The sequence below is a fragment of the Thalassoroseus pseudoceratinae genome (assembly GCF_011634775.1).
GTDB lineage: Bacteria > Planctomycetota > Planctomycetia > Planctomycetales > Planctomycetaceae > Thalassoroseus > Thalassoroseus pseudoceratinae.
In genome coordinates this window covers 212,761-236,134 of sequence record NZ_JAALXT010000003.1, presented here as the reverse complement: position 1 = coordinate 236,134, position 23,374 = coordinate 212,761, and the positions used below count along the sequence as shown (strand labels likewise).

The 23,374-nt window shown below is 55.7% G+C and carries 16 protein-coding genes; 8 read left to right on the top strand and 8 right to left on the bottom strand.

Features of this window, described 5'->3' with window-relative positions; translation table 11 throughout:
• Positions 1-21: 21 nt before the first annotated feature.
• The 3 genes from G6R38_RS11075 to G6R38_RS11065 form a co-directional block, all read right to left on the bottom strand.
• A complete protein-coding gene (locus G6R38_RS11075) occupies positions 22-1,815 on the bottom strand; it encodes an MlaD family protein (protein WP_166824599.1) in 1,794 nt (597 codons plus the stop codon).
• Entirely contained in the window at positions 1,812-2,294 is a 483-nt protein-coding gene (locus G6R38_RS11070) for a paraquat-inducible protein A (RefSeq protein ID WP_206028552.1), read from the bottom strand. Before G6R38_RS11070 ends, G6R38_RS11075 begins: the two co-directional genes overlap by 4 nt.
• 209 nt (positions 2,295-2,503) lie before the next feature.
• On the bottom strand, positions 2,504-3,757 hold the full coding sequence (locus G6R38_RS11065) for an ABC transporter permease (protein WP_166824593.1): 1,254 nt from the start codon (positions 3,755-3,757) through the stop codon (positions 2,504-2,506).
• Between the two features lie 232 nt (positions 3,758-3,989).
• Between G6R38_RS11065 and crtI the strand changes: the two genes are divergently transcribed.
• The 5 genes from crtI to G6R38_RS11040 are packed head-to-tail and all read left to right on the top strand — an operon-like array spanning position 3,990 to position 10,537.
• Positions 3,990-5,543: a phytoene desaturase family protein gene (gene crtI, locus G6R38_RS11060; RefSeq protein ID WP_166824590.1), complete on the top strand. Its 1,554-nt coding sequence runs from the start codon at positions 3,990-3,992 to the stop codon at positions 5,541-5,543.
• Positions 5,536-7,056 (top strand): aldehyde dehydrogenase family protein, encoded by a 1,521-nt coding sequence (locus tag G6R38_RS11055; RefSeq protein ID WP_166824587.1) that lies wholly within the window; start codon positions 5,536-5,538, stop codon positions 7,054-7,056. The genes crtI and G6R38_RS11055 overlap by 8 nt, the downstream gene beginning before the upstream one ends.
• A 32-nt stretch (positions 7,057-7,088) precedes the next feature.
• Positions 7,089-8,654: a phytoene desaturase family protein gene (locus G6R38_RS11050; RefSeq protein ID WP_166824584.1), complete on the top strand. Its 1,566-nt coding sequence runs from the start codon at positions 7,089-7,091 to the stop codon at positions 8,652-8,654.
• A 56-nt stretch (positions 8,655-8,710) separates the two neighbouring features.
• Positions 8,711-9,127 carry a hypothetical protein gene (locus G6R38_RS11045; RefSeq protein WP_166824581.1) on the top strand — a complete coding sequence of 139 codons (417 nt, stop codon included), beginning with the start codon at positions 8,711-8,713 and terminating at the stop codon, positions 9,125-9,127.
• A gap of 36 nt (positions 9,128-9,163) precedes the next feature.
• The gene (locus tag G6R38_RS11040; protein WP_166824578.1) at positions 9,164-10,537 is read left to right on the top strand and encodes a hypothetical protein; all 1,374 of its coding nucleotides are present in this window, start codon (positions 9,164-9,166) and stop codon (positions 10,535-10,537) included.
• A 111-nt stretch (positions 10,538-10,648) separates the two neighbouring features.
• Here the strand turns inward: G6R38_RS11040 and G6R38_RS11035 are convergent, their stop codons facing one another.
• From G6R38_RS11035 to G6R38_RS11025, 3 genes are all read right to left on the bottom strand, one after another.
• Positions 10,649-11,533, bottom strand: coding sequence for an NAD(P)H-hydrate dehydratase (locus G6R38_RS11035; RefSeq protein WP_166824575.1), 885 nt, complete (start codon positions 11,531-11,533; stop codon positions 10,649-10,651).
• Positions 11,534-11,600: 67 nt separating this feature from the next.
• Positions 11,601-13,142 (bottom strand): beta-Ala-His dipeptidase, encoded by a 1,542-nt coding sequence (gene pepD, locus G6R38_RS11030; RefSeq protein ID WP_166824572.1) that lies wholly within the window; start codon positions 13,140-13,142, stop codon positions 11,601-11,603.
• Positions 13,143-13,253: 111 nt separating this feature from the next.
• Positions 13,254-16,082 (bottom strand): vWA domain-containing protein, encoded by a 2,829-nt coding sequence (locus G6R38_RS11025; RefSeq protein ID WP_166824569.1) that lies wholly within the window; start codon positions 16,080-16,082, stop codon positions 13,254-13,256.
• Between the two features lie 582 nt (positions 16,083-16,664).
• On the opposite strand from G6R38_RS11025, the gene G6R38_RS11020 reads away from it, so the two are divergent.
• The 3 genes from G6R38_RS11020 (at position 16,665) to G6R38_RS11010 (ending at position 20,913) form a co-directional block, all read left to right on the top strand.
• Complete coding sequence (locus G6R38_RS11020) at positions 16,665-17,870, top strand: hypothetical protein (RefSeq protein ID WP_166824566.1); 1,206 nt, start codon at positions 16,665-16,667, stop codon at positions 17,868-17,870.
• A gap of 171 nt (positions 17,871-18,041) precedes the next feature.
• Entirely contained in the window at positions 18,042-19,688 is a 1,647-nt protein-coding gene (locus tag G6R38_RS11015; protein ID WP_166824563.1) for a pyridoxal phosphate-dependent decarboxylase family protein, read from the top strand.
• Between the two features lie 139 nt (positions 19,689-19,827).
• Positions 19,828-20,913, top strand: coding sequence for a tetratricopeptide repeat protein (locus G6R38_RS11010; protein ID WP_166824560.1), 1,086 nt, complete (start codon positions 19,828-19,830; stop codon positions 20,911-20,913).
• 8 nt (positions 20,914-20,921) lie between these two features.
• On the opposite strand, the gene G6R38_RS11005 is transcribed toward G6R38_RS11010, so the two are convergent.
• Together G6R38_RS11005 and G6R38_RS11000 are read right to left on the bottom strand one after the other, a co-directional pair.
• Complete coding sequence (locus tag G6R38_RS11005; protein ID WP_166824556.1) at positions 20,922-22,031, bottom strand: Gfo/Idh/MocA family protein; 1,110 nt, start codon at positions 22,029-22,031, stop codon at positions 20,922-20,924.
• Between the two features lie 81 nt (positions 22,032-22,112).
• The gene (locus G6R38_RS11000) at positions 22,113-23,372 is read right to left on the bottom strand and encodes a CCA tRNA nucleotidyltransferase (protein WP_166824553.1); all 1,260 of its coding nucleotides are present in this window, start codon (positions 23,370-23,372) and stop codon (positions 22,113-22,115) included.
• Positions 23,373-23,374 lie beyond the last annotated feature (2 nt).

The following is a 23,374-nucleotide window of genomic DNA, read 5'->3' as shown; positions in this document are numbered from 1 at the left end:
TGCCTGAGAGTTTTCGATCGCCTACGGCTCGTGAGAGCGGTTCACGATGCGTTCGGTCAGCGGAACAATGCGGGCGGTTTCGTCCGAGACCAAGACTAGACCGATCAGGTTGCCGTCCTTCCGTGACAGAACACAGCCTCCGTGCCATTCCGACGTAATTGGCAATGAGGAATCGAGTTTCCAACCTTCGTCTGACTTGCTCATGCGGACGGCCGCCACAAGCAGCTTGTTCGCTTGAGCGTCGGCCACTAGAACGCATTCTTCGGGAGCTGCCGGAACTCTCATTCGGTCAATCGGCCAGAGACGGTCGACCTGCTCCCCTAGAAAATCAGGTTCCGTGCAAACCGCGAGTGAATCTCCCTTGGCAACTTGGAGTGTTCCAACCGGCACCTCGACACCGTTCGCCTCAAGAACGGTGTCGACTTCACTGCCTTCAGCGGGGGCGAGCAAATCTCTCGGACCGAGACAAGTGCCATCGGATAATGGCAACAGCCAACCGGTTCTTCGCTGCGTCCAACTGATGATGATTCCATCGTCCCACCGGAGACTCGCACGTAGCGGTGTGGGAAGAATGGCACCATCGGGCAATAGCGAACCGCCGACCGGAATCCGAGGCTGCCACTGGAGCCATGCTTGCTGCGGTTCGGCTTCCAGTGCAAATCGATGCCCCGTCGCAGCGGGTGGCCCCGGTTGATCCGGTGTGGCCAGAGAGACTCCTCCGGCAGCTATCGTTGAGAGCGTTTCCGCGTTGAATTCGACACCGGTAAAACCGATGTTGAAATTGAATCCGCTGTTGCTCCAAAACCGTGTGTTTGATCGGACGAGTTGCCGATAGTCGGGTTCAATGAATATCCGAACTTCCACGGTGGCCGCATCGACGGCTAGTCCCGAGGAAATGACATGACCAATCTTGCCACCTCGGTAACTCACGGGCGCCCCCGGTTCTAAACCGGCACGCTTTGGGCCTTCCAACACGACTTCCAATCCGCCCGGCGACAGATCCCCCGGCGGCGCAGCATCCAAACCAACGAATTCTGTGCAATGCTCGTTGGTGCCTTTACCGGGACGCACGGCGATGTATTTGCCACGAACGAGTGTGTCCAATCCACGAACTTCGGTGACACTGACCCGCGGCCGTTCGATCCAGAATTGACTGCCCTGACAAGCAATTTCGGTCGCCGACCCCACCAATCTCGCGGTAACTTGCACCCCGTCGAAGTCTTCGACCAGCGAGACAGCCGTCACTTCACCGATGACAATGCCACGATGCTTAACAACATCCCCGACAACCAAACCGTTTCCATCGGGAAACGTAATCGTGACCTCGACCGATCGCCCTACTGGAAGCCGTGGCATCGTCTCTCTGCCGACGAACTCCAACCGTTTTGCACCGTCGTCCGGACCAGGAGCCACTCCGATGTACTTCGCCCCGACCACCGTATCGATCCCGCGGAGACGGGAAAGACTCAGTTCGGGCCGTTCGATCCAAAATTGTGTTCCTTCCCGAGCAATCGCTTCCGCTTCCGGTGTCAGTTGAACATGAACCTCGATGGTTTCGGAATCGTTTGCGAGCGTCATTCCCGTGACTGCCCCCACATCAACGCCCCGAAAACGCACGGCGTCACCAATCACCAAGCCATGACCTTGCTCGAACGAAATCGTGATCTGCGGTCCGCCCGGTTTCAAGGTTATCAACGTGATCCCGATGGCAACCGCCAGACACAGAAACGTCACCCACCACAAACGCGTCCCGACGTTATTCCGAGACCGCACTCGGCGGTCGGCGGTTGGAAGATCGGAGTTCGATGGATTCATGATGCAGAACTCCGCGACTCTTGCGGAGCCCAAATCGAATGCGGATCAAACGACAAAGACGCCACCATGCTCATCATCACACATAAGACAAATGCCACCGACGCTGGTCCAATTTGGAAGTCGACTAAATCGCCAACTTTGACCAACATCACCAATAGAGCCAGAAGCATCACATCGAGCATACTCCACCGTCCAATGTGCTCGACTATCCAATACACAATGCGCCGGTGCCGGGCATGAAGTAGTTCAAGCCAACACAGCTCTAGTAACAACACTAATTTGACCAATGGGAAGACCACGGAAAACAGCAAGATCACACTGCCGACAAACCACTCCCCGTCACGAAGCATTTCCAACGTTCCGGAAAGAATACTTGCTGAGGACTGATGTCCAAATTGTTCGACTTTCAAGATCGGCAGCAAGATCGCGGGCCAAAACAAAAAGAATGATCCGAGCGCGGCGGCGGCGGTGCGACGCACGGACCGTTCCCGATCCTCAGCTGTTGGGAATATGGTTCCACAACAGACGCAGGCTGCGATTTCATTCGTCGAGAGTACAGGCAGGTTCTGTACGGTGCCGCAACGACGGCATGCCCCCAATAAATCGGTCATGATTCCAGCATGTCGCAAGAGGAGGCCGTCTGCAACTGAAGATCATCCGTCCGCCGGATTGGGCCGAATTGCAGAACTCAAGCGATCGCAGGTTGGTCGACCGTGGCAAACCGCTGACATCCAATGCTAAAAAACAGGACAGAGAATAGTCCCAATGCCGACCAACAGATCACGATTTGTTCCAAATTCGGAATCTGGTTCTGAAGGATTTCTTCGAAGGCGATCAAAGCCCAGGCATGCGGAGTAATCAGGCTGGCTTTCTGCATCGCGGTTGGCAGCAACTCGCGAGGCATCAGGCAACCGCTAATTGCCCCCATCGTCAGCAACATGAAGATTGCGTACGCCGAAACTTGCGAATCCGTCCGTACGAGCGTGGCAGTCATCAGTCCCAACGCGGTCGCTGTGAGAGAGGTCATCAAGACCGTTGGCACAAGCAACCAGGGTCGGCCACCGAGTTCCATGCCGAACAACCAATGACCGGCAAAAAACAGCAGTCCGGTTTGCACTAATGACAGCAAAAAGAATGGAAGCGTTTTGCCGATCAAAAGTTGATAAGGACGCAACGGTGCAAGACGCAATCGCCTGAGTGTTCCTTGTTCACGTTCGCTGAGAAACGAACGTGCCATAATCGTGATCAGAAAGAACACAAACAAAACCGTATACGCCGGCACGAGTTGCTGATACGTCAACTTCGCTCCACCGACCGGAGGTGATTCTGCGGCCGTGTCAGCGACTTGTTGCCGATCGTTTTCACGGGCATCTTGGAGCATCTGCTTCGTGAATTGATTCTTCGCCGCCACATGCGGCGCAAGCGTTTGAATCGTTTCCGCATAGATCAGTTGCTCGGCGATCCCGCCCACATTCACCAGCGAATCCTTGTGGACCACTTGCATGTCGAACGCCTGAATCCCGGCTGACAACCGGCCAGACCGAGGATCGAGCACATCCCCCAAATGCAATTGGTCGGACTTCGCTCGAAAGTTGGAACCGATCAGCAACCCAACATCCGACTGCTGGCGTTGCACACGTGTTTCGGCGGTTTTGCGGTCAGCGACCAGATCGATCCGCACGCCGTCACGTTTTGTAAGAGCGGCAATCACCTTCTCGCTGAGTTCATCGCGACATTCATTGACGACGGCGATCTTCAGCCCTTGGGTCTCGCCCTGCCAACCGGCCATCTCACCGACCGAAAACCCAATGATCGCAATAAAGACCAACGGCATTGCCAACATGATCAGCATAGCTTTGCGATCACGGGCTTGCAGTAGCAAGTCTTTACGTGCCAAGTGCCAAGTTCGGCTCAAACCGCCGCCGTTCATCTTGGACCTCATGACATCGGTATTGAAATTGAAAGTTCTGTGGGCGATGCTAGAGCGTGATCGCGTCCAGCGACGCCCCCTGGTGGAATACACCGTTCAGGTTTCCGGAATCTCAGGAAATTCGAACCGATCACAGCCTGTCCAACTTCCATATGCGGGGAATAATACCGACGCCTATTCGGCGTCAAGCGGAATCTGAACGAGACAACCTATTCAAATGTCAACAAAAGGACGCACGCCGCCCATGAAAACCCCGGAAATACTCATCGTTGGTGCCGGTCCCGGCGGTTTGGCGGCAGCGATGCTTTTGGCTAATGCCGGTGCAAAAGTTCGGATCGTGGAGCGGAAAGACCGAGTGGGCGGTCGGACGTCAGCAATTGAAGCTGAAGGGTTCCGCTTCGATCTTGGTCCAACGTTCTTTCTGTACCCGCGTGTGCTCGACGAGATTTTCCAAGCTGTCGGTCGGAATTTATTTTCTGAAGTTCCGATGAAAAAACTCGATCCGCAGTATCGTCTCATTTTTGGTAGTGGCGGTGAATTGAATGCCACGCCGAATTTTGAGCAGATGGAACGGGAAGTGACGCAACTTTCACCGCAAGATGCGGGTGCTTTCCGTCGGTTTATGGACGAAAACCGTACGAAGCTCGAACGGTTCCGCCCCATCTTGGAATCCCCGTTCAACGGCGTTCGCGATCTGCTCAACCCAGAGTTGTTGAAGGCGGCCCGCCATGTGAAACCGTGGCGATCGCTGGGTACGGAGTTGCAGAAGTTCTTCACCGATCCGCGATTGGTCATCGCGTTCAGTTTCCAATCGAAATACCTGGGCATGTCACCGTTTCGATGCCCGAGTTTGTTCTCGATTCTTTCCTATCTCGAATACGAGTTTGGCGTCTTCCATCCGATGGGCGGGTGTAGTGCGGTGACAGAGCGAATGGCCGAAATCTGCCGGGAACTCGGTGTGGAGATTCATCTGGACGAACCTGTCGAACAAGTTCTTTTCGAGGGACGAACAGCCGTCGGTGTTCGGACAACCAAAGCGAACTACCTGGCCGACTCACTGGTCGTGAATGCCGACTTCGCCCACGCCATGCAGAAACTTGTGCCAAATCGTTTGCGTCGACGCTGGACCGATGAAAAGATCGACCGCAAGCAGTTTTCGTGCTCGACTTTTATGATGTACCTCGGTGTGGACGGATTGGACACGGACGTTGCTCACCATTCCATCTACATCGCCAAAGACTACCAACGCAATTTGCGGGAGATTGAGCAAACGCACATGCTGTCCGAAGACCCTTCGATTTACGTGCAAAACGCCGGTGTGACGGACCCGTCGTTGGCTCCTGACGGCCAGAGCACTTTGTATGTGCTCGCTCCGGTGACGAATCGGCATCCGAACGTAGATTGGTCGCGTGAGCGGGAACCGTTCCGACGCCGGGTCCTTCAGCAACTTGAGAAGGTGGGAATCCGCGACATCGAATCACGTATCCGCTACGAACGCGTGATTACACCCGCCGACTGGGAACACGACTTCGCCATCCATCGCGGAGCGACATTCAACCTCGCACACAATCTCGGCCAAATGTTGCATAACCGGCCACGCAATCGCTTCGAAGACTTGCAGAATGTGTACCTCGTCGGTGGTGGAACGCACCCAGGAAGCGGTTTGCCTGTGATCTTCGAATCGGCGCGAATTACCTCGAAACTCATGGGTGATGACCTCGGTTTGGACTTGCCGGAACCCGAGTTGCCCATCACGCCGGAACAACCCGATCAACACATGGAGACCGCACTTGTCTGACCCCGATCCCCTCGAACTTCTGGAGATTGCTCGAACAGCACAAAGGCAGTGGACCGCGGTCCCGATTCGTGAACGCACCGCAATTGTGCGGCGATTTCGTGACCAAATCGTGAATCGTGTGGACGATTTGGTGTCCGCCGTTCAGATTCCGCAGCGTGTAAATCCGCGTGAAACGTTAGCGGCCGAAGTGGTGCCATTGGCAGATGCGTGTCGGTTTTTGAACAAGAACGCGAACCGTTTGCTCGCCCCACGCAAATTGGGCTGGCGAGATCGACCGCTCTGGATGACCGGCGTGCGAACCGAAATTCACCGCGATCCGTTGGGCGTGGTGCTGATCCTCGGAACGTGGAATTACCCGTTACTTCTCACCGGCGTGCAGATGCTACAAGCACTCGTTGCTGGAAATGCCGTGTTCGTCAAACCGGGACGGGATGCGGTCCCGGTCACCAACCTCCTTGCGGAAATGCTATTCGAAGCCGGTCTCGACCGAAACTTGCTTCACGTATTCACCGAAGACCCGACCCCCGCGAAAGTTCTCATCGAAACCGGCGTCGACAAAATCGTGCTCACGGGATCGGCAACCACCGGGAAAGCGGTCTGTCGGAATGCGGTGGAAACAATGACGCCGACCACGATGGAGTTGTCCGGCTGCGACGCGGTGTTTGTGCAACGTTCCGCCGATTGGGATCGGGTGTTCCCGGCGTTGCGGTTTGGACTGAGTTTCAACAGCGGCGCCACTTGCATCGCCCCACGTCGGATTTTCGTTCCTGAAGAAAAACTCGAAGAGTTCGAGGAACGATTGCTCGCGATGACGGAAACGTTGCCGCGAATCGAACCCGATCCTCAAGCCGCAGCGACGGCTCGAAAGTTCGTTCGGGATACTGTCGAGAATGGTGCAACGCTACTCGCCGGGGATCTCGATAGCGAAAACCTCAGCGAAAGTTTTCCACTTATCGTCTCCAATGCCCACCAGGATATGCCGTTGCTGAACGAGGATGTGTTTGCTCCCGTTCTCTCGCTGATTGGCGTTCCGGACGATCAAGCCGCACTCGCCACGAATCGCCGTTGTGCGTATGCGCTTGGGGCGACGGTGTTCGGCGAAGGACGCGAAGCAGAAATCCTGGCGAGTCAAATCGATGCGGGCACGGTCGTTGTCAATGACATGCTCGCGCCGACAGCCGATCCCCGTGCCGGTTTCGGTGGGCGACGATTGAGTGGTCATGGCGTCACTCGCGGTGACGAGGGATTGTTACAGATGACCGCCTACAAAGCGGTGTTCATTCGGAAAGGCCGATTCGCTCCGCATTTGACGCACGAAGCTGATGACATCGAAGACTTGCTTAGAGCGTATTTGCAAACGCGTCACGCTTCGAGTTGGTTTCGTCGCTGCGGCGGCATATTCCAATCGATGCGAGCCGGTTTCGAGGTCTGGAAACGACGCCAGAAACAACCCGACGGACCGCAAGACGCATCCAAAACACCAACCGTTTCGACGACCGAAACTGCATCCTGAGATACATCAAACAATTGATTAGGAATCGAACTATGGAAAGTGAACGCACGGTCGGAGTGATCGGCGGCGGTTTGGCCGGTCTTTCGGCGGCTTGCACATTGGCGGCGCGTGGTCATCGGGTCACGTTGTTTGAACGCAACGAGTGGCTGGGTGGGAAAGCGGCTGTATTGGAGCAGGACGGCTTCCGTTTCGACATGGGACCGACGATTCTGACAATTCCCTCAGTACTCGAACGTGTCTTCCGGGAAGCCGGTCGGGACATGCACGAGGAATTGGAGCTGGTCCGGCTCGATCCACAATGGCGTTGCTTCTTCGAAGACGATTCGGTGTTGGATTTGGTGGAAAACGTCGACGCCATGGCCGACTCGATCCGCCAGTTTTCCGAGCGTCCCGCCGATGGAGACGGTTACCAAAAGTTCCTGACCATTTCCGAACGATTGCACAACATTTCCGATCGCTTCTTCTTCTATCGCAGTGTCGGTGGTATTCGAGACACGTTGAATCTTGGCGAAACGTTCAACTCGAAAACACTTTCCGATCTGCTTCAACTCCGGATGGGACAAACCGTCGCTGGCGTGGTGCGGTCGTGTGTGAAGGATGAACGGGTCGCTCAAATGATCGACCACTTCACTCAATACGTCGGCTCATCACCATTCGGATCACCGGCGGTATTGTGTGGTATTGCCCACATGCAGACCGAGGAGGGAATCTGGTATCCGATCGGCGGAACTCGGGCGGTTCCCGTTGCTCTCGAAAAGTTGGCCCGAGAATTGGGCGTGACGATCCACACCGGAACCGGAGTTCAACGAATCCGAACGGAAACGCGAGGCGGAACCGGACCGAAACACGAGGTCGTCCGGGGCGTGGAGACCGACGACGGAGAATTCTTTCCGTTCGACGCGGTCGTCTCTAACTGCGACAGCGTCCGCACGCATTCGGAGTTACTCGAACCGAGCCCCGCCACGAAGCGATTCGAGAAACGCCGAAAGTACGAACCGGCATGCTCTGGCGTCGTGTTGTATCTTGGTTTGAAAGAACGTTACGAACACCTGCTTCACCATAATTTCGTGTTCTCCCGCGATGCCGACGAAGAGTTTGAATACATCTATGATAAGGGGGAACCTGCGCCCGATCCCAGTTGTTACGTCTGTGCGCCAGCGGTGACTGAACCAGCTGTCGCACCGTCTGGCGGTGAGGCTCTCTACGTCCTTGTGCACACGCCGTATCTGCGGCCGGGTCATGATTGGTCGCGTCTGTTGCCGGACTATCGGCGGACGATCTTGGAGAAACTGTCTCGAACGGCCGGTATGTCCGACCTGCAAGAGCGAATCGTCACCGAAGCGGTGCTCACACCGCAGGACATCCACGACCGCTACCACGTTCTCAACGGTGCCATCTACGGATTGGCCAGTCATGGGCGGTTCCTCGGGGCGTTCAAACCTGCGAATCGCAGTCACGACATTGCCGGTCTCTATCTTGCTGGCGGAGCCGCACACCCAGGACCGGGAATGCCGATGGTGCTGATGTCGGGCTGGATTGCTGCCGACTCACTGGATCAGGACCATCCCGTAAATCAGCCGGCAACCGCTCTCGCATGAAGCGAATGTCATGTGGTAAACTTGAGGAGTCTTGATCAGATTTCGAAAGCAACCTCATGACTCTCGCGGAAATTCGCCAAACAATACGTCGAGCCATCGAAGCGGATCAGATTGGCACTCCGGTCGCGGTACGTTGGCACTTGCGATTGCCGTCGGGAAGCGAACTCGAACCACTGCTTGCGGATTGTCTTCGTGACAGCGAACAAGTTTTGGATTCAGCGATTCGAAGTGTCGGGTTAACTCCCGAATCGCCGAATGTCATGTCCGCATTGGCCACGTGCGCGAATGGACGAACCGTGATGGTATCGGTCTCCAACACCGACGAATCGCCCGCTGCCCACGTCTTGCTCGTCGGGAATCGGGGAACGATTCGTCTCGAAGGTTCGGAACTTTTTGAGCCGTCAGACGTCTCATCGGATGCTCGGTTCGACAATTGGAGCGATTGCCTTCGTGTCGGTCCGTTGCCACAATAATACGCAGAGACCGGCGAATTTTCTTCGGAGTCCTCGATGGCCACACAAAGCTTTGATGGTTGGATCGAACAACACCGTCGTCGCTTGCAAGTTGGCGTGTTTCTCGCCACGGCGGCAGAATGGTTGGCGATCTTCCTGTTTGTCTTCGGTGCCGGCGTACTTGCGGTGAAACTCTTTCTCCCTTCTGGCTGGCCGTACGTGCTCTGGGCGGGAATGGGAGTTGTTCCCGTCGCTCTGGCGGCCTGGTGGAAAGCCGACCGACAAAGCTTTACGCACGCCGAGACCGTTGCGATTCTCGACGAACGTCTGGAAGCCGGTGGATTATTGATGACGCTTAGCGAAGACCACGACCCCTCTTGGCAAGCCGAGTTGGATCGTCGAATTCCGAATTGGCAACGAGGCTTACTTCGTGTTTGGCCGAAACGGTTTGCAAAATACCTGTATATTCCGTTGAGCTTCGTGATCTCCGCTGGTGCCGTGCCGTTGCGGGAAACGTCATCCAAGGAACTCCCGCCAGACACGCTTGCCCAAAACACGTTGCAACGACTTCATGAGGGAGTCGAATGGTTGGACGAAGCCGACGTCTTGACGGAGGAGGAAGTTCAAGAGCTGAATGAAGAAATCGAAAAACTCAGCCAAGAGACCGAAGAGTCGTCGTTGACGCACGAACGTTGGGAAGCGATTGACAGCCTGCGTCGCGAACTTGGTCAGGAATTGGAAGCGGCCGAGCGTTCCGTCGCGAAAGGTTGGCAAGCGACATTAGCGCTATCGCGTGAGGACGGGCCGGGGGGCGAGATGTTGTCGCTTGAACGCAGCGAGCAACTTCAAAAAGACATGCTGGAAACGTTACGCAAACTCGATGAGCGTGGCGCGTTGTCACGATCTCCGGAAGCTCTCCGCGAGCAACTTCAACGGTTGCTCAAGGAGAATCAATTGCCTAAACGCGACGGTCTGGATGGTGGTCAACAACGCGAGCAATTGCTTTCCGAGTTAGACGAGTTTCTCAAAGAACAGGCTCAAAAACTCAACGAATGTCGCGGGCGGTGTGCCGGAGCTAAGCTCTGTAATGGTGACGGCCAATGTGAAGGCATAGGTAATGCCACGAGTGGCCAGAAACCCGGTCGCGGTGGGTCATCTCGCGGACGAGGCGACGCTGAACTCACCTGGGGTGAGGAGTCCGACGAAAGCCGGGCAAAATTCAAAAGCGTATTACTGCCCCCCGGTTTCAATGATGAACAGAATCTGCAAACAGTTGGGGAAACCGCTGCGGAACCGGATGTCGATGTCACGGGTTCCAATGAACGGGGCAATCAACGAAAGTTCGAGACCGCCACAGGACGCGAATCGCGTGGTCAGTCCTTACGTCCACGACATCGGCAAGTTGTGAGAGAGTACTTCTCTGAGAAGTGATTTCGCGATTAGCTCGACCAGTCTTGCCCAGCATTGCCATGCGTTGGCAATTTGCCATCCATCACGCGACGGACGTACCCGTGTGGGGCAACCGGCGTTAGAAGTTTTGATTCACTCTGGCGTCTGACCGAGCACAGTTTGCCATGCCGGACCGATGTAAAGTGGCAGGTCGGAGGCAATCAGCCCCGGTTGTGAGAATTCCTGGACGGCAATGTCAGCCGCCAAACCGTGCAAGTAGACCCCGAGGTGGGCCGCATCGAACGCCGCCATGCCTTGGCCAAGCAGTGCCGCGATCAGACCTGTGAGCACATCGCCCATTCCCCCCGTCGCCATGCCGGGGTTCCCGGTCGGATTGACAGCAATCTGTTCGCCATCGGTAATAATTGTTCCGTGACCTTTGAGCACCACAATGAGTTGATGTTTGGCGGCAAATGCTGCAGCCAACTGCTCACGATTCGCCTGCACCTCGCTGACGGGTACATCCAGCAAACGAGCAAATTCACCGGGGTGAGGTGTGAGTACTCGAGCGGCGGACGCAGACTTCGGATGGGTACTCAAGACAGTTTTTCGATCCGTCAGGTTGTTGAGCCCGTCGGCGTCGACAACAAGCGGCACAGAACAACGTTCAAAAAGACGTGCAGTAAGTTCTTGAGAATCGTCGGTTCGGCATAGACCGGGACCGATGGCCACCACGTCGAATCTTTTGTCTGCATCATGCAAAGCCGACCAAGCCACGAGGGAAATGCAGCCGTGTTTGTCCTCGGGAAGTGGCTTGGTGAGGTATGAAGGTTCAAGTGCCGTGATCGTCGACAAAATTCCCATGGGCACCGCCAGCGTGACGAGCCCGGCACCGCCCCGCAACGCCCCCATCCCGGCCAACGCCATCGCTCCACTCATCCCGCGCGACCCGCCAATCAAAAAAACCGAACCGAAGCTTCCCTTATGGGAATTTTGGCTTCGGTCCGGCAAGGGTGGCAGTTGTTCGATTCGTTTCATGGCTAGTCGGCTCTCTAATCATGGAAACTGGAATACGCGGTACATCATGTAACGCGGCAGTGTTGGACTACGGTGAACCTTGCTCTGCGAGAGATCGCAATAAAGCTTTGAGCAGGCGATACGACTTTTCGACGGATTCGATCTCGACCCGTTCTCCCGGTGCGTGATTGCCGCGAATGTTTGGGCCGAAGCTGATCGAGTCGACATCCCCGCCAATTCGCTCAGCTAGCACGCCGCACTCTAGTCCGGCATGGATCGCGTGAACTTTGGGGCTCTCGCCAAAGAGTTCCTCGTACGCACTCGCGGTCAATTTCACCAACGATGAGTTTACATCGGGTTGCCAACCAGGGTACTGATTGGTCTTCTTGGCGGTGGCATCCGCCAGCCCCGCAGCGGCACAAAGCGTCGCGGATACATCACGTAGAGCTTCGACAGAACTGCTCCGAGAATTGCATGCGATGCGGACCGTATCACCTTCGGTCTGTAAAACCGCCAAGTTGTTGCTGGTTTCGACCAAACCTGGAATTTCGGGAGTCGTCCCCAACACTCCAGCTGGCAACGCCAGGAGCATGTCAATGAGGTGCAGAGTGCACTGTGGTAGAAATGCGGTGTCGGGTAGGGCAACTGCTTTTGGATCGGCAATCGCTTGATTCAGATCGACATCACGCGAGCTAAATTGCTTGGCAAGATGTGTCCGCACATCATCGACTGCAGACCGCAGTTTGTCTTCATCTGCCGGGTCAATCACGACGACAGCCGAGGCAGTCCGCGGAATCGCATTGCGTTTATCACCGCCGACGATTGACGCTAAATGAAGTTCGGTTTGCAGCGCGGCATGTCGCAGGATACGTGCCAACGCCCGATTCGCATTGACGCGACCGGCGTCAATTTCGATCCCCGAATGCCCACCCATTGTCGGGCCAAGTGCGATCTCGAATGCGGCCAAATCCTTCGGAATCGCACGGCGTTCTCGTTGCCAAGTGATCTCCGTGTCCATTCCACCTGCACAACCGATGGTCAATTCATCGTCGTCTTCGGTGTCTAAATTGATCAACGTGCGACCACGAATCTCAAGCGCCTCCGCATCCAATTGGAGCGCTCCGGTCAAGCCCTGTTCCTCGTCGACTGTGAAGATCAATTCGAGGGGAGGATGAACGGCGTCCGGATCATCACAGATAGCCATCGCCATGGCACAACCGATTCCGTTGTCTGCTCCTAGAGTGGTGAACGGTGCTCGTAACCATGCCCCTTGCTGATCGGGATGGAATGCTCCGTCCGGACCCACATTGCCCCGATCGACAGGGATATTTCCGGTTGCCGAGTCGACGCCATCGGGAGCGTCATCAGCGTTCGACACGACAATATCTGTGTGGTTTTGAATGATGACGGGATTCTGGTTTTGCGTCTCTCCACGGGCGGGGACGTGCAGGCAGATATTCCCAGTCTTGTCGCGAGTCACTCGAAAGCCCTGGGATTCCCCCCATTCCGCGATCTGCCCTTGCACCTGGGCTTCTTGCATGGAAGGACGAGCCGTTTGCACGAGCTTCTGAAAGTGAACGAAGACAGGACGATCACTAAGAGTTTCAAATGCTTCAAAGAAGCCAGGCATATTCGTTTTCCGAGATTGAATAGATTTGCGAGACTAAAATCTCGCGAATGATGTGCGTTCACATAGTACACAATACGAAACAGAATCCCAATCAAAAGTGTACAGAATTGCTCACTCGTGGCGGCGACGCGCTTTTTGTTTTGCCTGTGCGTAAATGTCACCTGCAGACGGTTTTGAAGATCGAGATTGTTCACGGTCGGCGTGTGATGAACTAACGGTAGTCGTGGCTTTTCGGGACGGTCGACGTTTTCCGAATGCCCATTCGACCTTCCGCTTCTTCGCTGGTTTCGGTGGCGGCAGTGGCCCTCCACTCGGAAGTGGTTCCGCCGTAGGAATCTTTGTGCGTTTCCAAAGGACTAGGCGACGACCGGCAATTTCCGTTAGCAACATTGTCGCCGCTAGAATCATTAGGTAGGGCAACAATGGCAGCATTCGTGGTGAGGACGGAGGATCTTTGAAAATCGTGACGACATCCGTCCGACGTTCGCCACCGGAGAGGTCTGCTAGTTCCGCGAGCATCGACCGACCGGATTCGTAACTGGGTCTCGGCTCGAACTCGGGAGAGTAGGGAAGTGTCAATGCCGGTCCGCGAGTGAACTGCCGACCGCCGGTCTTCACCAAAGTACGATATGTGCCCAATTCGTTCATAGCGAACTGAGCCTGGAGCGTATGGGAACCAATCCAGGTGAACTCTGGTCGCAAGGGTTCTTCACGTTCCGCGCCCGGCGGTACGACGAATAGTGCTGGGGCGTTCGTCGGTAGTCTTCCAGTTGTTTGCTCAGCGGTGGGATCAAGTTCCACGGTGATCAACGCGGTTTGTCCATCCCGCTGCAAGTCGATAAAAACGTCGTTGGGATTATCGCCTCCTAAGAGCCATCGAACATGCGTAATTAGGAAGTCATCATAGTGTGACCAACTTCCAAACCGCCCGGTGTAGAGTCCGTCAACTTCCATCGTCAACGCCGCCACTCGGCCAAGTCCACGGTACCAAAACGCGGACCATGGCGCGGCGTATTCGTCTCGTGAAAGAGCGGCCGCTGTTGCATCTGGTTTGAGGTAACTTAAGTTGTATCCGCCGACCGTCGGGAAGTTGGGGAAGTCGATTTCTCCCATCAGCCGAGCCGGTTCAGGCAGCAATTCGCCGGGAATGCCGTTTGGGTATTCGTCACCGGCCTCGATGAACGTACTCCGAGCCACGCTCATGGTGTCCTGTGTAAACAAGCGGGGAAGTTCCGCGGCGTCATCAGTGAACATGATATTTCCGCCGCCACGCTTCGCAATGTCTTTCAGCAGTCCCGCATCGACATCGGTATCCGAACCGAGACCGATCACGCTCACGGTCATTCCAGCACGCGAGTAACGATCGAGCAGCGTTTCGTAGGCGCCAGGTTCTTCGCTATCAGTGGCATCCGAGAACAAAATGATATGCCGCGTTTGATAGCCTTCGGCCTGCATTAGTTGCTCGCCGGCCGCGACTAATGCATCGTAAACGAAGATTCCACCGCCCATGCTTTCGATGCGTTTCACACGGCTAACGATTGCCTCCGCATCGTCGACACGAGTGATGTCCTGCACGACATGAGGTGCGGAATCCACTGCAATCACCGAAACCATATCCGCCGATGAAAGCAACCGCACGACTTCCGACGTCCCAATGTTGGCCAAATCCATTTTTGTCTGCCCACCACGGACAGGGGCCGACATACTTCCAGAACGGTCGAGCACCACGGCAATCGCAACCCGCATCTTGCGATGTTCCTCACGAAGTTCCATCGACACCGGAAGCACCGGATCGAGCGGACTCTTATAATATCCGCCCCCGCCGAAACTTTTTCGTCCCCCGGTTATGAGCAGACCGCCGCCGAGATCCTCGACGAACTGAGCCAGTCGTTCCATCTTGAGTCGCCCGAGATCGTCCGCGGGCACGTTCTCTAAAATGACCGTTCGGTAAGGATCCAAATCATCCTGCATGAGCGGATTCGACTTGGCTTCAGAGACATCGACTGGAATACTCGCCGCTTGCAACGCCCGGACCATGTTGCCGGCTTGACCATCCGCATTCAAAACCAGCACCCGCGGACCGGCATCGACACGAACAACCCCCAACCCGCGATTGTTCTCCGGGAGAGGATCGTTTTCGACGATGACTTCGGCCGTGTACTTATAGAACCCGCCGCGTTCGAGCACTTCCCGAAACGGAATCACGTTCATTCCACTGTGAAGGGAAACGGTTCGAGTGGCGAATTCCTGATCATCACGAAGAATGCGGATCTCGGCATCGGAGTCGGTGTCTGCAAAGACGCGAACTGAGAATTGAAACGGCTCTCGTGGACTGACTGTCTCGGGCAATGAAACGGCTTCAATGGCGATGTCGCCGGTTCGGAGTCGGGTATAGTCGCGAAAGTCGATCGGCACGCCCAATTCTCGTGCCCGTCGTGCCGCCGACCGCGGATCAAGCCCGGTCGCTTCGCCATCCGTGAGGGCGAGAATTCTCGCTGGTCTGTTGCGATCGACCAAATTGAGCGCGGTCAACAGAGCTTCATTCAGGTCGCTCCCCTCAGGTGACACATTCTTCTCGAAGCCGGCGAATCGAGCGTCTCCCGATGGTTGGCGTTCAACCGATGGCGTCAGGCCAAACCCTACGATGCCCACGCGGTCACCACTGGCTCGGGTGTTGTCGAGGTTTTGGATCAGCTCGCGAATGCTGTCAATGTCGCCATCCGTCATCGAGGCGGAGCGGTCGGCAACCACGACGACGTCCAACCCTAGGCCTCCCAAGTTCACTTCCGGTCCGGTGAACGCGAGCAGTAGCAACAACAACAATCCGATGCGAACTGCTTCGGTGACTCGATCGCCATCGACCGGACGACACCAACGCCAGTACACCCACGCCAGCGGAATCGCCAACAGAAAGCATTCGGGAAAATGAAATCGCAACATGAAACTCAAAACCATCTGATCGAACGAAGCGAGACCGCCTCATCCTACCATTCCAGTATGCCAATGGGCAGCAGATCGGTGGTGTTAACGAATTATACCTGTGGGCATACTTTGTCCACCTGGCCACTCATATTTTAACGGATGCCGCATCCCTACGGTCAGGGAGACGTGCTCTTCGTATCAATGCCGATTCCGACGTGAACAATGCGATGAAAAACTGTTTTCAGAGCAAAAATTGCAATTTGCAAACAATCCCAAGTTGCAGGTTCTACAAAAACGCCCCAATTAATGAACATTTTATCCAAGTGAATTGATATCGGGTGGGCGTCGTAACTCGTTTCAGAATATCGACCTTTGATCGCGAGCTGGAAAAACTTCGATAAAAACTCATTGGATGGCTCGATTGGACTCAAGTTTGCTACTGGAGGAAGCAGCTGGCACGGATTCGCTAGCTCAGGGTCAGCTCACCTTGTGAGTCGCCCTGTCCCCCGCAGATTCGGACGGTCGTGGAATACGATCATCCTGGACCCGAGAACATGTCATTTCGCATGATCGCGAGATGAATTCTCAGTGGAGACTGCAATGAGCATGGAAGCTCTTGTGATCAGGCTCGGTCTGATTTTAACTGTGATGACAACCGCCGGCGCCACGTATCGGACGCCGAATTTCATTGTGACGGCTCCCACGGCGGAAATCGCCAAGCAGTGTGGTGACGCCGCCGAGCATTTCCGAGAAGAACTCGCGATGAAATGGCTCGGCAAGAAAATGCCTCGTTGGTACAAACCGTGCACGTTGTCTGTGAAAGTCGGACAAATCGGTGCCGGTGGAGCCACCACATTCGCTTTTGATCGCGGCGAAGTCTTTGGGTGGCGGATGAATGTGCAAGGCACACTCGAACGCATCCTCGACAGTGTGATTCCGCACGAAGTGAGTCATACCGTGTTGGCGTGTCACTTCCGTCGCCCGCTGCCTCGATGGGCGGATGAAGGTGCCGCAACGTTAGTCGAACACGAATCGGAACAACGTCGTCAACGGCTGCTCTTGGAACAAGTGTGGGATTCCTCCCGCCGCATCCCGCTGCGACGACTGCTCGCAATCAAAGAGTATCCCAAGGACATGCAAGATGTGTTGACGTTGTATGCCGAAGGGTACTCACTCGCTGACTTCCTCGTTCAAGCCGGTGGACGAACACGATTCTTGGAATTTCTCGATGCCGCTCACCGAATCGGTTGGGATGCAGCCATCAAGCAGTATTACAACCTTGATGATGTCAACAGTCTCGAAAATCGTTGGAACGGCTGGATCATGGCGGGTAGTCCACGATTGAACTTGCCTCCGGACACCAAGTTGGCTTCGAACGAGCAACCCGCCGGTCGTGAAAATCAACCGATCATTCGGGGTCAAAGCCCCGACAATGCGGCTCCAAAGATGACCCCGAATCGCCCGCAACCCACTGGCAACGCCCCAATTATTTCGCTTCCGCCGACCCAACCGAAAACAGCCCCCGCTCGAACGGTGGCCCGTCCGCGTGATGCTGTCACAAAGGATTCCCCAGGTTGGCGACGAGCCGTCAACGAAGGCTGGACACCGGCCGGTCAGCCAAACGAGCCAGCCGCGAATACACCGCCGCCTTTTGAAACTAACAACACACCTAAATTCGACGCAAACGACGCAGAACGAGCGGCCGCAGGTGGTCGTCTTCCGAACTGGTCGGGCTTCCCCCGCAATCCCGGCAGTGAAAAATCGGAACGACTCAGTCAAGCATTCGCCAGTCCATCCTCTCCCTAACGGACTGCACGACCAGGCTTTCTGCCACCCTGTATGTCAATCGTCCTGCCCCGGACGAGTCATCGGCGCCCGCCGGTGACTCGTCTTTTTTTCATTGGTTGCACGTCATCCCTGGGACTTCACCCGCGAATCCCCGATAATCGGTGCCAATCCCATTAGTGAGAGGCAACGATGACAACACCCTACAGTGACATTCTCCAACAACTCCGCGAGGCGTTTCCACAACCGGTTTCGAATCGCGTGCATGATGCGTATTTCGTGTTTTCGTTTCTGCGGAGTTTGGACCAGGTCGATGCGATGAAGTCCGATCGACCGTTGCTCGGCGAATCGGAGGAGCTCGACTATCACGCCGCCATGCAGGCGACGGTCGCGGATTCGCCGCAGAACTTAGAAGCGGTCACGTCGCAGTTGGTCGAATATCTTTCCGGGCTGTTCATTTGGGGGCATCCGCGTTCTCAGATCAACGTGGTGCCATCGCCGACCATTCCCAGCATTATCGGTGGTATGCTGCCGTCGATTTACAATCCGAACTTGGTCAGCGATGAGTCGGCTCGCAAAATTGCGGTCGCGGAAGTCGAAGCGATCGCGATGACGGCGGACCTGCTGGGCTACGATACAAAGCAGGCCGGCGGCGTGTTCACATTCGGCGGTACAGGCACGTTGCTGTATGCCGTCAAAATCGGGTTGGAGAAAGCGTGCCCCGGCACACAGCAAACCGGTGTCTCCGAACGGGCGGTCATCTTGTGTTCCGACCACGCTCACTACGCATGCACCACCGTTGCCAATTGGCTCGGCTTGGGTGAAGACAATGTGATCCGTATCCCTACCACCGATGACAACGCCCTCCGTCCATGCTTACTGGAATCGCATTTGCGTGACGTATTGAAGTCCGGTGGAAAAGTCGCTGCGGTCGTCGCGACGATGGGTACCACGGATGCTTTTGGAATCGACGACTTGGAACAAGTCCGTGAAATTGTCGACCGTTTGGCCGACGAGTTTGCACTCGACTACCGACCGCACATTCACGCCGATGCCGTAATCGGTTGGGCGTGGAGCGTGTTTAACGATTACGATTTCGAGTCCAATCCCCTGAGATTCCGAGCGAGAACCATTCGGGCCCTTGCCCATTCCTCTCGACGCATCCGCCAAATCCCGCTCGCCGACTCGGTGGGAATCGACTATCACAAAACCGGATTCTGTCCCTACATCTCCAGCGCGTTCATTCTTCGAGATCGGGCGGAATTGAAACGGATCAGTCGCCCCGATGAGACGATGCCCTACTTGTTTCAGTCTGGCAAATATCATCCCGGCAAATTCACGCTGGAAACCACACGGAGTGGTTCCGGCCCGATGGCGGCGTTGGCGAATTTGCGGTTGTTTGGTCGGCAGGGTTTACAGAGCCTGCTTGGTCATTTGGTCACGATGGCGGAAACGTTGCGTGAACACCTCGAAAGCCACGCCGCGACAACGGTCCTCAATCGTGAGAACTTCGGCCCTGTGACGCTGTTCCGAGTCTATCCCGAAGGTGTGGACACATTCACCGTTCCCAAACGCGAACGCACCGACCCCGGGTTTCGCGATGAACTACGAAAGCATAACGAGTACAACCGTCGTGTGTTCGCTCGGATTCAAGAGGAAGCACTTCAAGGCCGTGGCGTCGTCATTTCCTTGACCGACTGCTACCGCGAAAGCGAATATGGGGAACCGATTGTGGCGTTGAAGTCGTATATTCTCAGTCCATTTTCGGATGCCGAGTACGTCGATGCAGTGTTGCAGTCACTTTGGGATGCCCGAAAAGCGGTGGCAAACGATATATGATCGTCCAGGCTCTGAAACAAATACGCCCGATGGTTGCAACGGAAGGTCGAACCAAACAACATAGACCACGTTCGCATTCGAAGTTGATTGTCATTCGAAATGCGCAGCCATACGGGCCCACCCTGGAATAGGAGACAGTGTGGCGGTTCCTGTCGAAGGTTTTTCCGTTCTCGTTCGAAACGTTACGCTTGAGCAGATCCACCCCGGCGGACTCTCGGGGTATGCTGAAGCGTGTCCGAATCAAACATTCTGCACCGACGGCCACATCAGCCGCATCGGTTTTATGAACGCGTTGGATCTTGCCAACTTCCTCGACCAACTCCATGAGTACGGGTTGTCGTCCGCCGCTGAGGATCCAAACCGTGATATTACCGTCGTCTGTCAGGAAGACGGTTTGGATTCCCCCTGCGATTGGCTCCAATTAGGACGACATTCCAGCGGCGTTGTGGCGGCTTGGTTGGCTGGGCGGAAACCCGGCGAAATCGTGGGGCCTGAAGGCTGGACACCGGCTCCTTCCATCACGCAGGTCTCCAAGGTCGAAGCTCGGAAACGGCTTAAGTTCCTCCGAATCGACGGACCGATCGACATCTTCTTCGATACGGAAACCGAGAAGGAAGTTTACGTCGGACGCACGAATTTGCTGCCCGACGAAGATTCCCACGATGACTTTCCCGGCCGATCCGCGTCTGATTTGTACGATTGGGGCACCGCACTTGCCAATCCGTATTTGCCTTTTCAGCGTTCGCCCCTTGATCCCACAACAAAGACGGCTCAGCAGGAACTCTGTCGCGCGGTTCGGCTGTTGACCGCGTCAATTCAACTCAATTCCAAAAACTGGGCCGCGTGTTGGATCCTGGGACTGACGTTCCGTATGCGAGGGCAACACGAATCAGAATACAAAGCCCTCGGTCGTGCCTACCGACTGAACCCCGAGCACAAGGACGTTCTCCGAGAATTCTGTCTGAGTTGCATGACGCTCGGCTACGGCGAGGAAGCGGTTCAGGTCGGTTGGCAGGCCACCGAACTCGATCCGCGTGACGCTGGGCTGTTATCGAACTTAGGACTTGCCTTGCTCGTCTCCGGCGAAGTTATCCAAGCGGAACGAGTGGTCCAACGTGCGTTGCACATGCAACCGAACGACGCGATCACCCAGAATCTTCTCGGGTACGTCCAAGACGTTGCCAGCGGAAAGAAGCCGCGTCCGACATGCTTTCCGCCGACTTGATGGGTGAACTAGTTCTCTAAGTCGATATCTAAATCGACCCAAGTTTTCTGGTCATGCGATTTCAACACCGCATCCGCAACGGCTTGGGCGCTCGCACCGTGATCGAATCCGGGAATCGCATCACGCCCCTCGACGATTGCGGAGACAAATTCGTAAACCAAATCGTATCGAAACACCGTGCTTGGCACGCCCTCATGGGGTTTGCGGGGGCTGCCTTCGATGACCAGAAACTCATCCGGTACCGGCATTTTTTCCACCGGATTGCCATTGAGTCCCACAAGGACATTGTTCGGGTCCGTCAACTGATACGCTGCTGATCCTCGGCTACCGTTGACTTCGGCCCATTCGTAACCGAAACCGTCGTTGTGGTACCCCTTCATCAAGGTGCTTCCCTCCCAAACACCGACCGCACCGTTTTCAAATTGACCGATGAGGCTGGACCAGTCATCCACTTCGCTCGGCGGGCAATCTTGACCTTCGGCGGTCTTGTCACGGGGAGCAAATTGAGCAACCGCACCGCAGATGCTCTTGATCGGTCCCAACAAATCTTGAGCAAAGTCGATGCGGTGAATCGTCATGTCGAACAAGTCACCCGCTCCGGCAGTTTTCTTGTACTGCCGCCACCCCCAACTGGTTTCCGGCCAATCCAAGAACCGTTGGCTGCGGAAGTGTCGCAATTCCCCGAGGGCACCGCTTTTGACCAAATGGCGAACGTAACGCATCGACGGAGCAAACCGATACGTGAACGCCGTCATGTGCCGCAAGTTCCGATCACGTGCGGCTTGATACATTTCCTTGGACTCTTCGTAATTGAGCCCGAGTGGCTTTTCGCACATGACGTGTTTGTCACCCGCGAGACACGCGAGTGCGATTTCTCTGTGCGTGAAGTTCGGTGTCGCGATGATGACGGCATCGACGTTCGGATGGTCGGCAATATCCTGATACGAAGTCGTTGCATCGAATTCGCCCCATTCCGATTTTCGTTGTTCCAGCAACGTTTCATTTGGATCGCAGACCGCGACCAACTCGGCTCGCGGATCGATGTTGATACCGGGCACGTGGTGATAGTCGGAAACGGCTCCCGCGCCGATGATGCCAATACGGACGCTTTGTGTCATCGAAATCGCCTATTCATTTTGAGAGACAGTAATCACCGCTGTCTTACCGCGTGCCGTTCCGCGATGCAACCAATTCGTTGATCAGCTTTCCCGAAGTTGCTTGACCATTGCCAACGCCTCGTCTGTATTTTGCACGATCCCGTCGAGTTGGGCATCGCGGATGGCATCTAGCAGCGATTTGAATTCCTTGCCCGGTCGCAGGCCCATTTGGATCAAATCGTGCCCGCCCACTAACGGCGGTGGATTGATCTCGGCGGCGGAGTGAGTCGCGAGGTAGTTCTGACAGAATTCGACCGGAGACAATTCGACCTCGCGTGCGGTTCGTTCGGCTTGGATCAGTGCAAGTAAATCGTCGATCCCCGTGGCCGCGAGAATTCGCTTGAGCTGATGGGCGGGCAATTGGTCCGCATTATCCAGGCTCCGGTGATGCTCCAGCAACCAAGTGATTTGCTGGATATCGTCATTCGACAACCGCAGCCGTTTCCCGAGTCGATGAGCCACCTTTCCCCGAGAACCACCATCCGGCAAACCGTGCCATAGTGCTGCAGCCGCGAGGGCGAAACTCGGGCGATCTAGCTCATCCAGGGTTCGCAACGTCTCGTCCCAACGATGCGGTTCCTCATGCATCAACGGGCCGAACTCGGGGAAAATGACGGTCAGAAGGTTCGTCTCGGCTAGCAATTCCACGGCACGTCGGCGATGCGGATCGACCAACATCCGCCGCAGTTCCTGCGCGATCCGTTCGGCACTGACTACGGTCAACTGAGTCGCCATCTCGCAAACCGCGTTCTGCGTTGTCGATTCCAATTGAAATTCGAGTGTCGCAGCGAAGCGGATTGCTCGGAGCGTTCGGAGTTTGTCCTCGGTCATGCGAGCATGCGGGTCGCCAATCGCGCGAATGACACCAGCATTCAGATCCGCTTCGCCGCCCACGTAGTCACGAACGGCCTCTTCAATCGGATCGTAAAACATCCCGTTGATTGTGAAATCCCGACGTTTGGCGTCTTCCTCAGCAGACGTGAAAACGACCTGCGTGGGTCGACGACCGTCGTGATATCCCCCTTCACTCCGGAATGTGGCGACTTCGACCTGTTCCACTCCCTTCGGTGCCAAGACGACAATAACGCCGAAACTCGCACCAACCGCCAGCGTCCGTTTGCGTCCGAACAAGTCTCGGACCTGATCCGGCGTCGCATTGGTTGCGATATCGTAGTCTTTTGGAGTACGACCGAGCAGAAAATCACGCACACATCCGCCGGCCCACAACGCTTCGAAACCGGCTTCACGGAGTTTGAGAACAAGTGTTTTCGCGTAGTCTCGGTTGGGGTCTGGAACAGTCATTC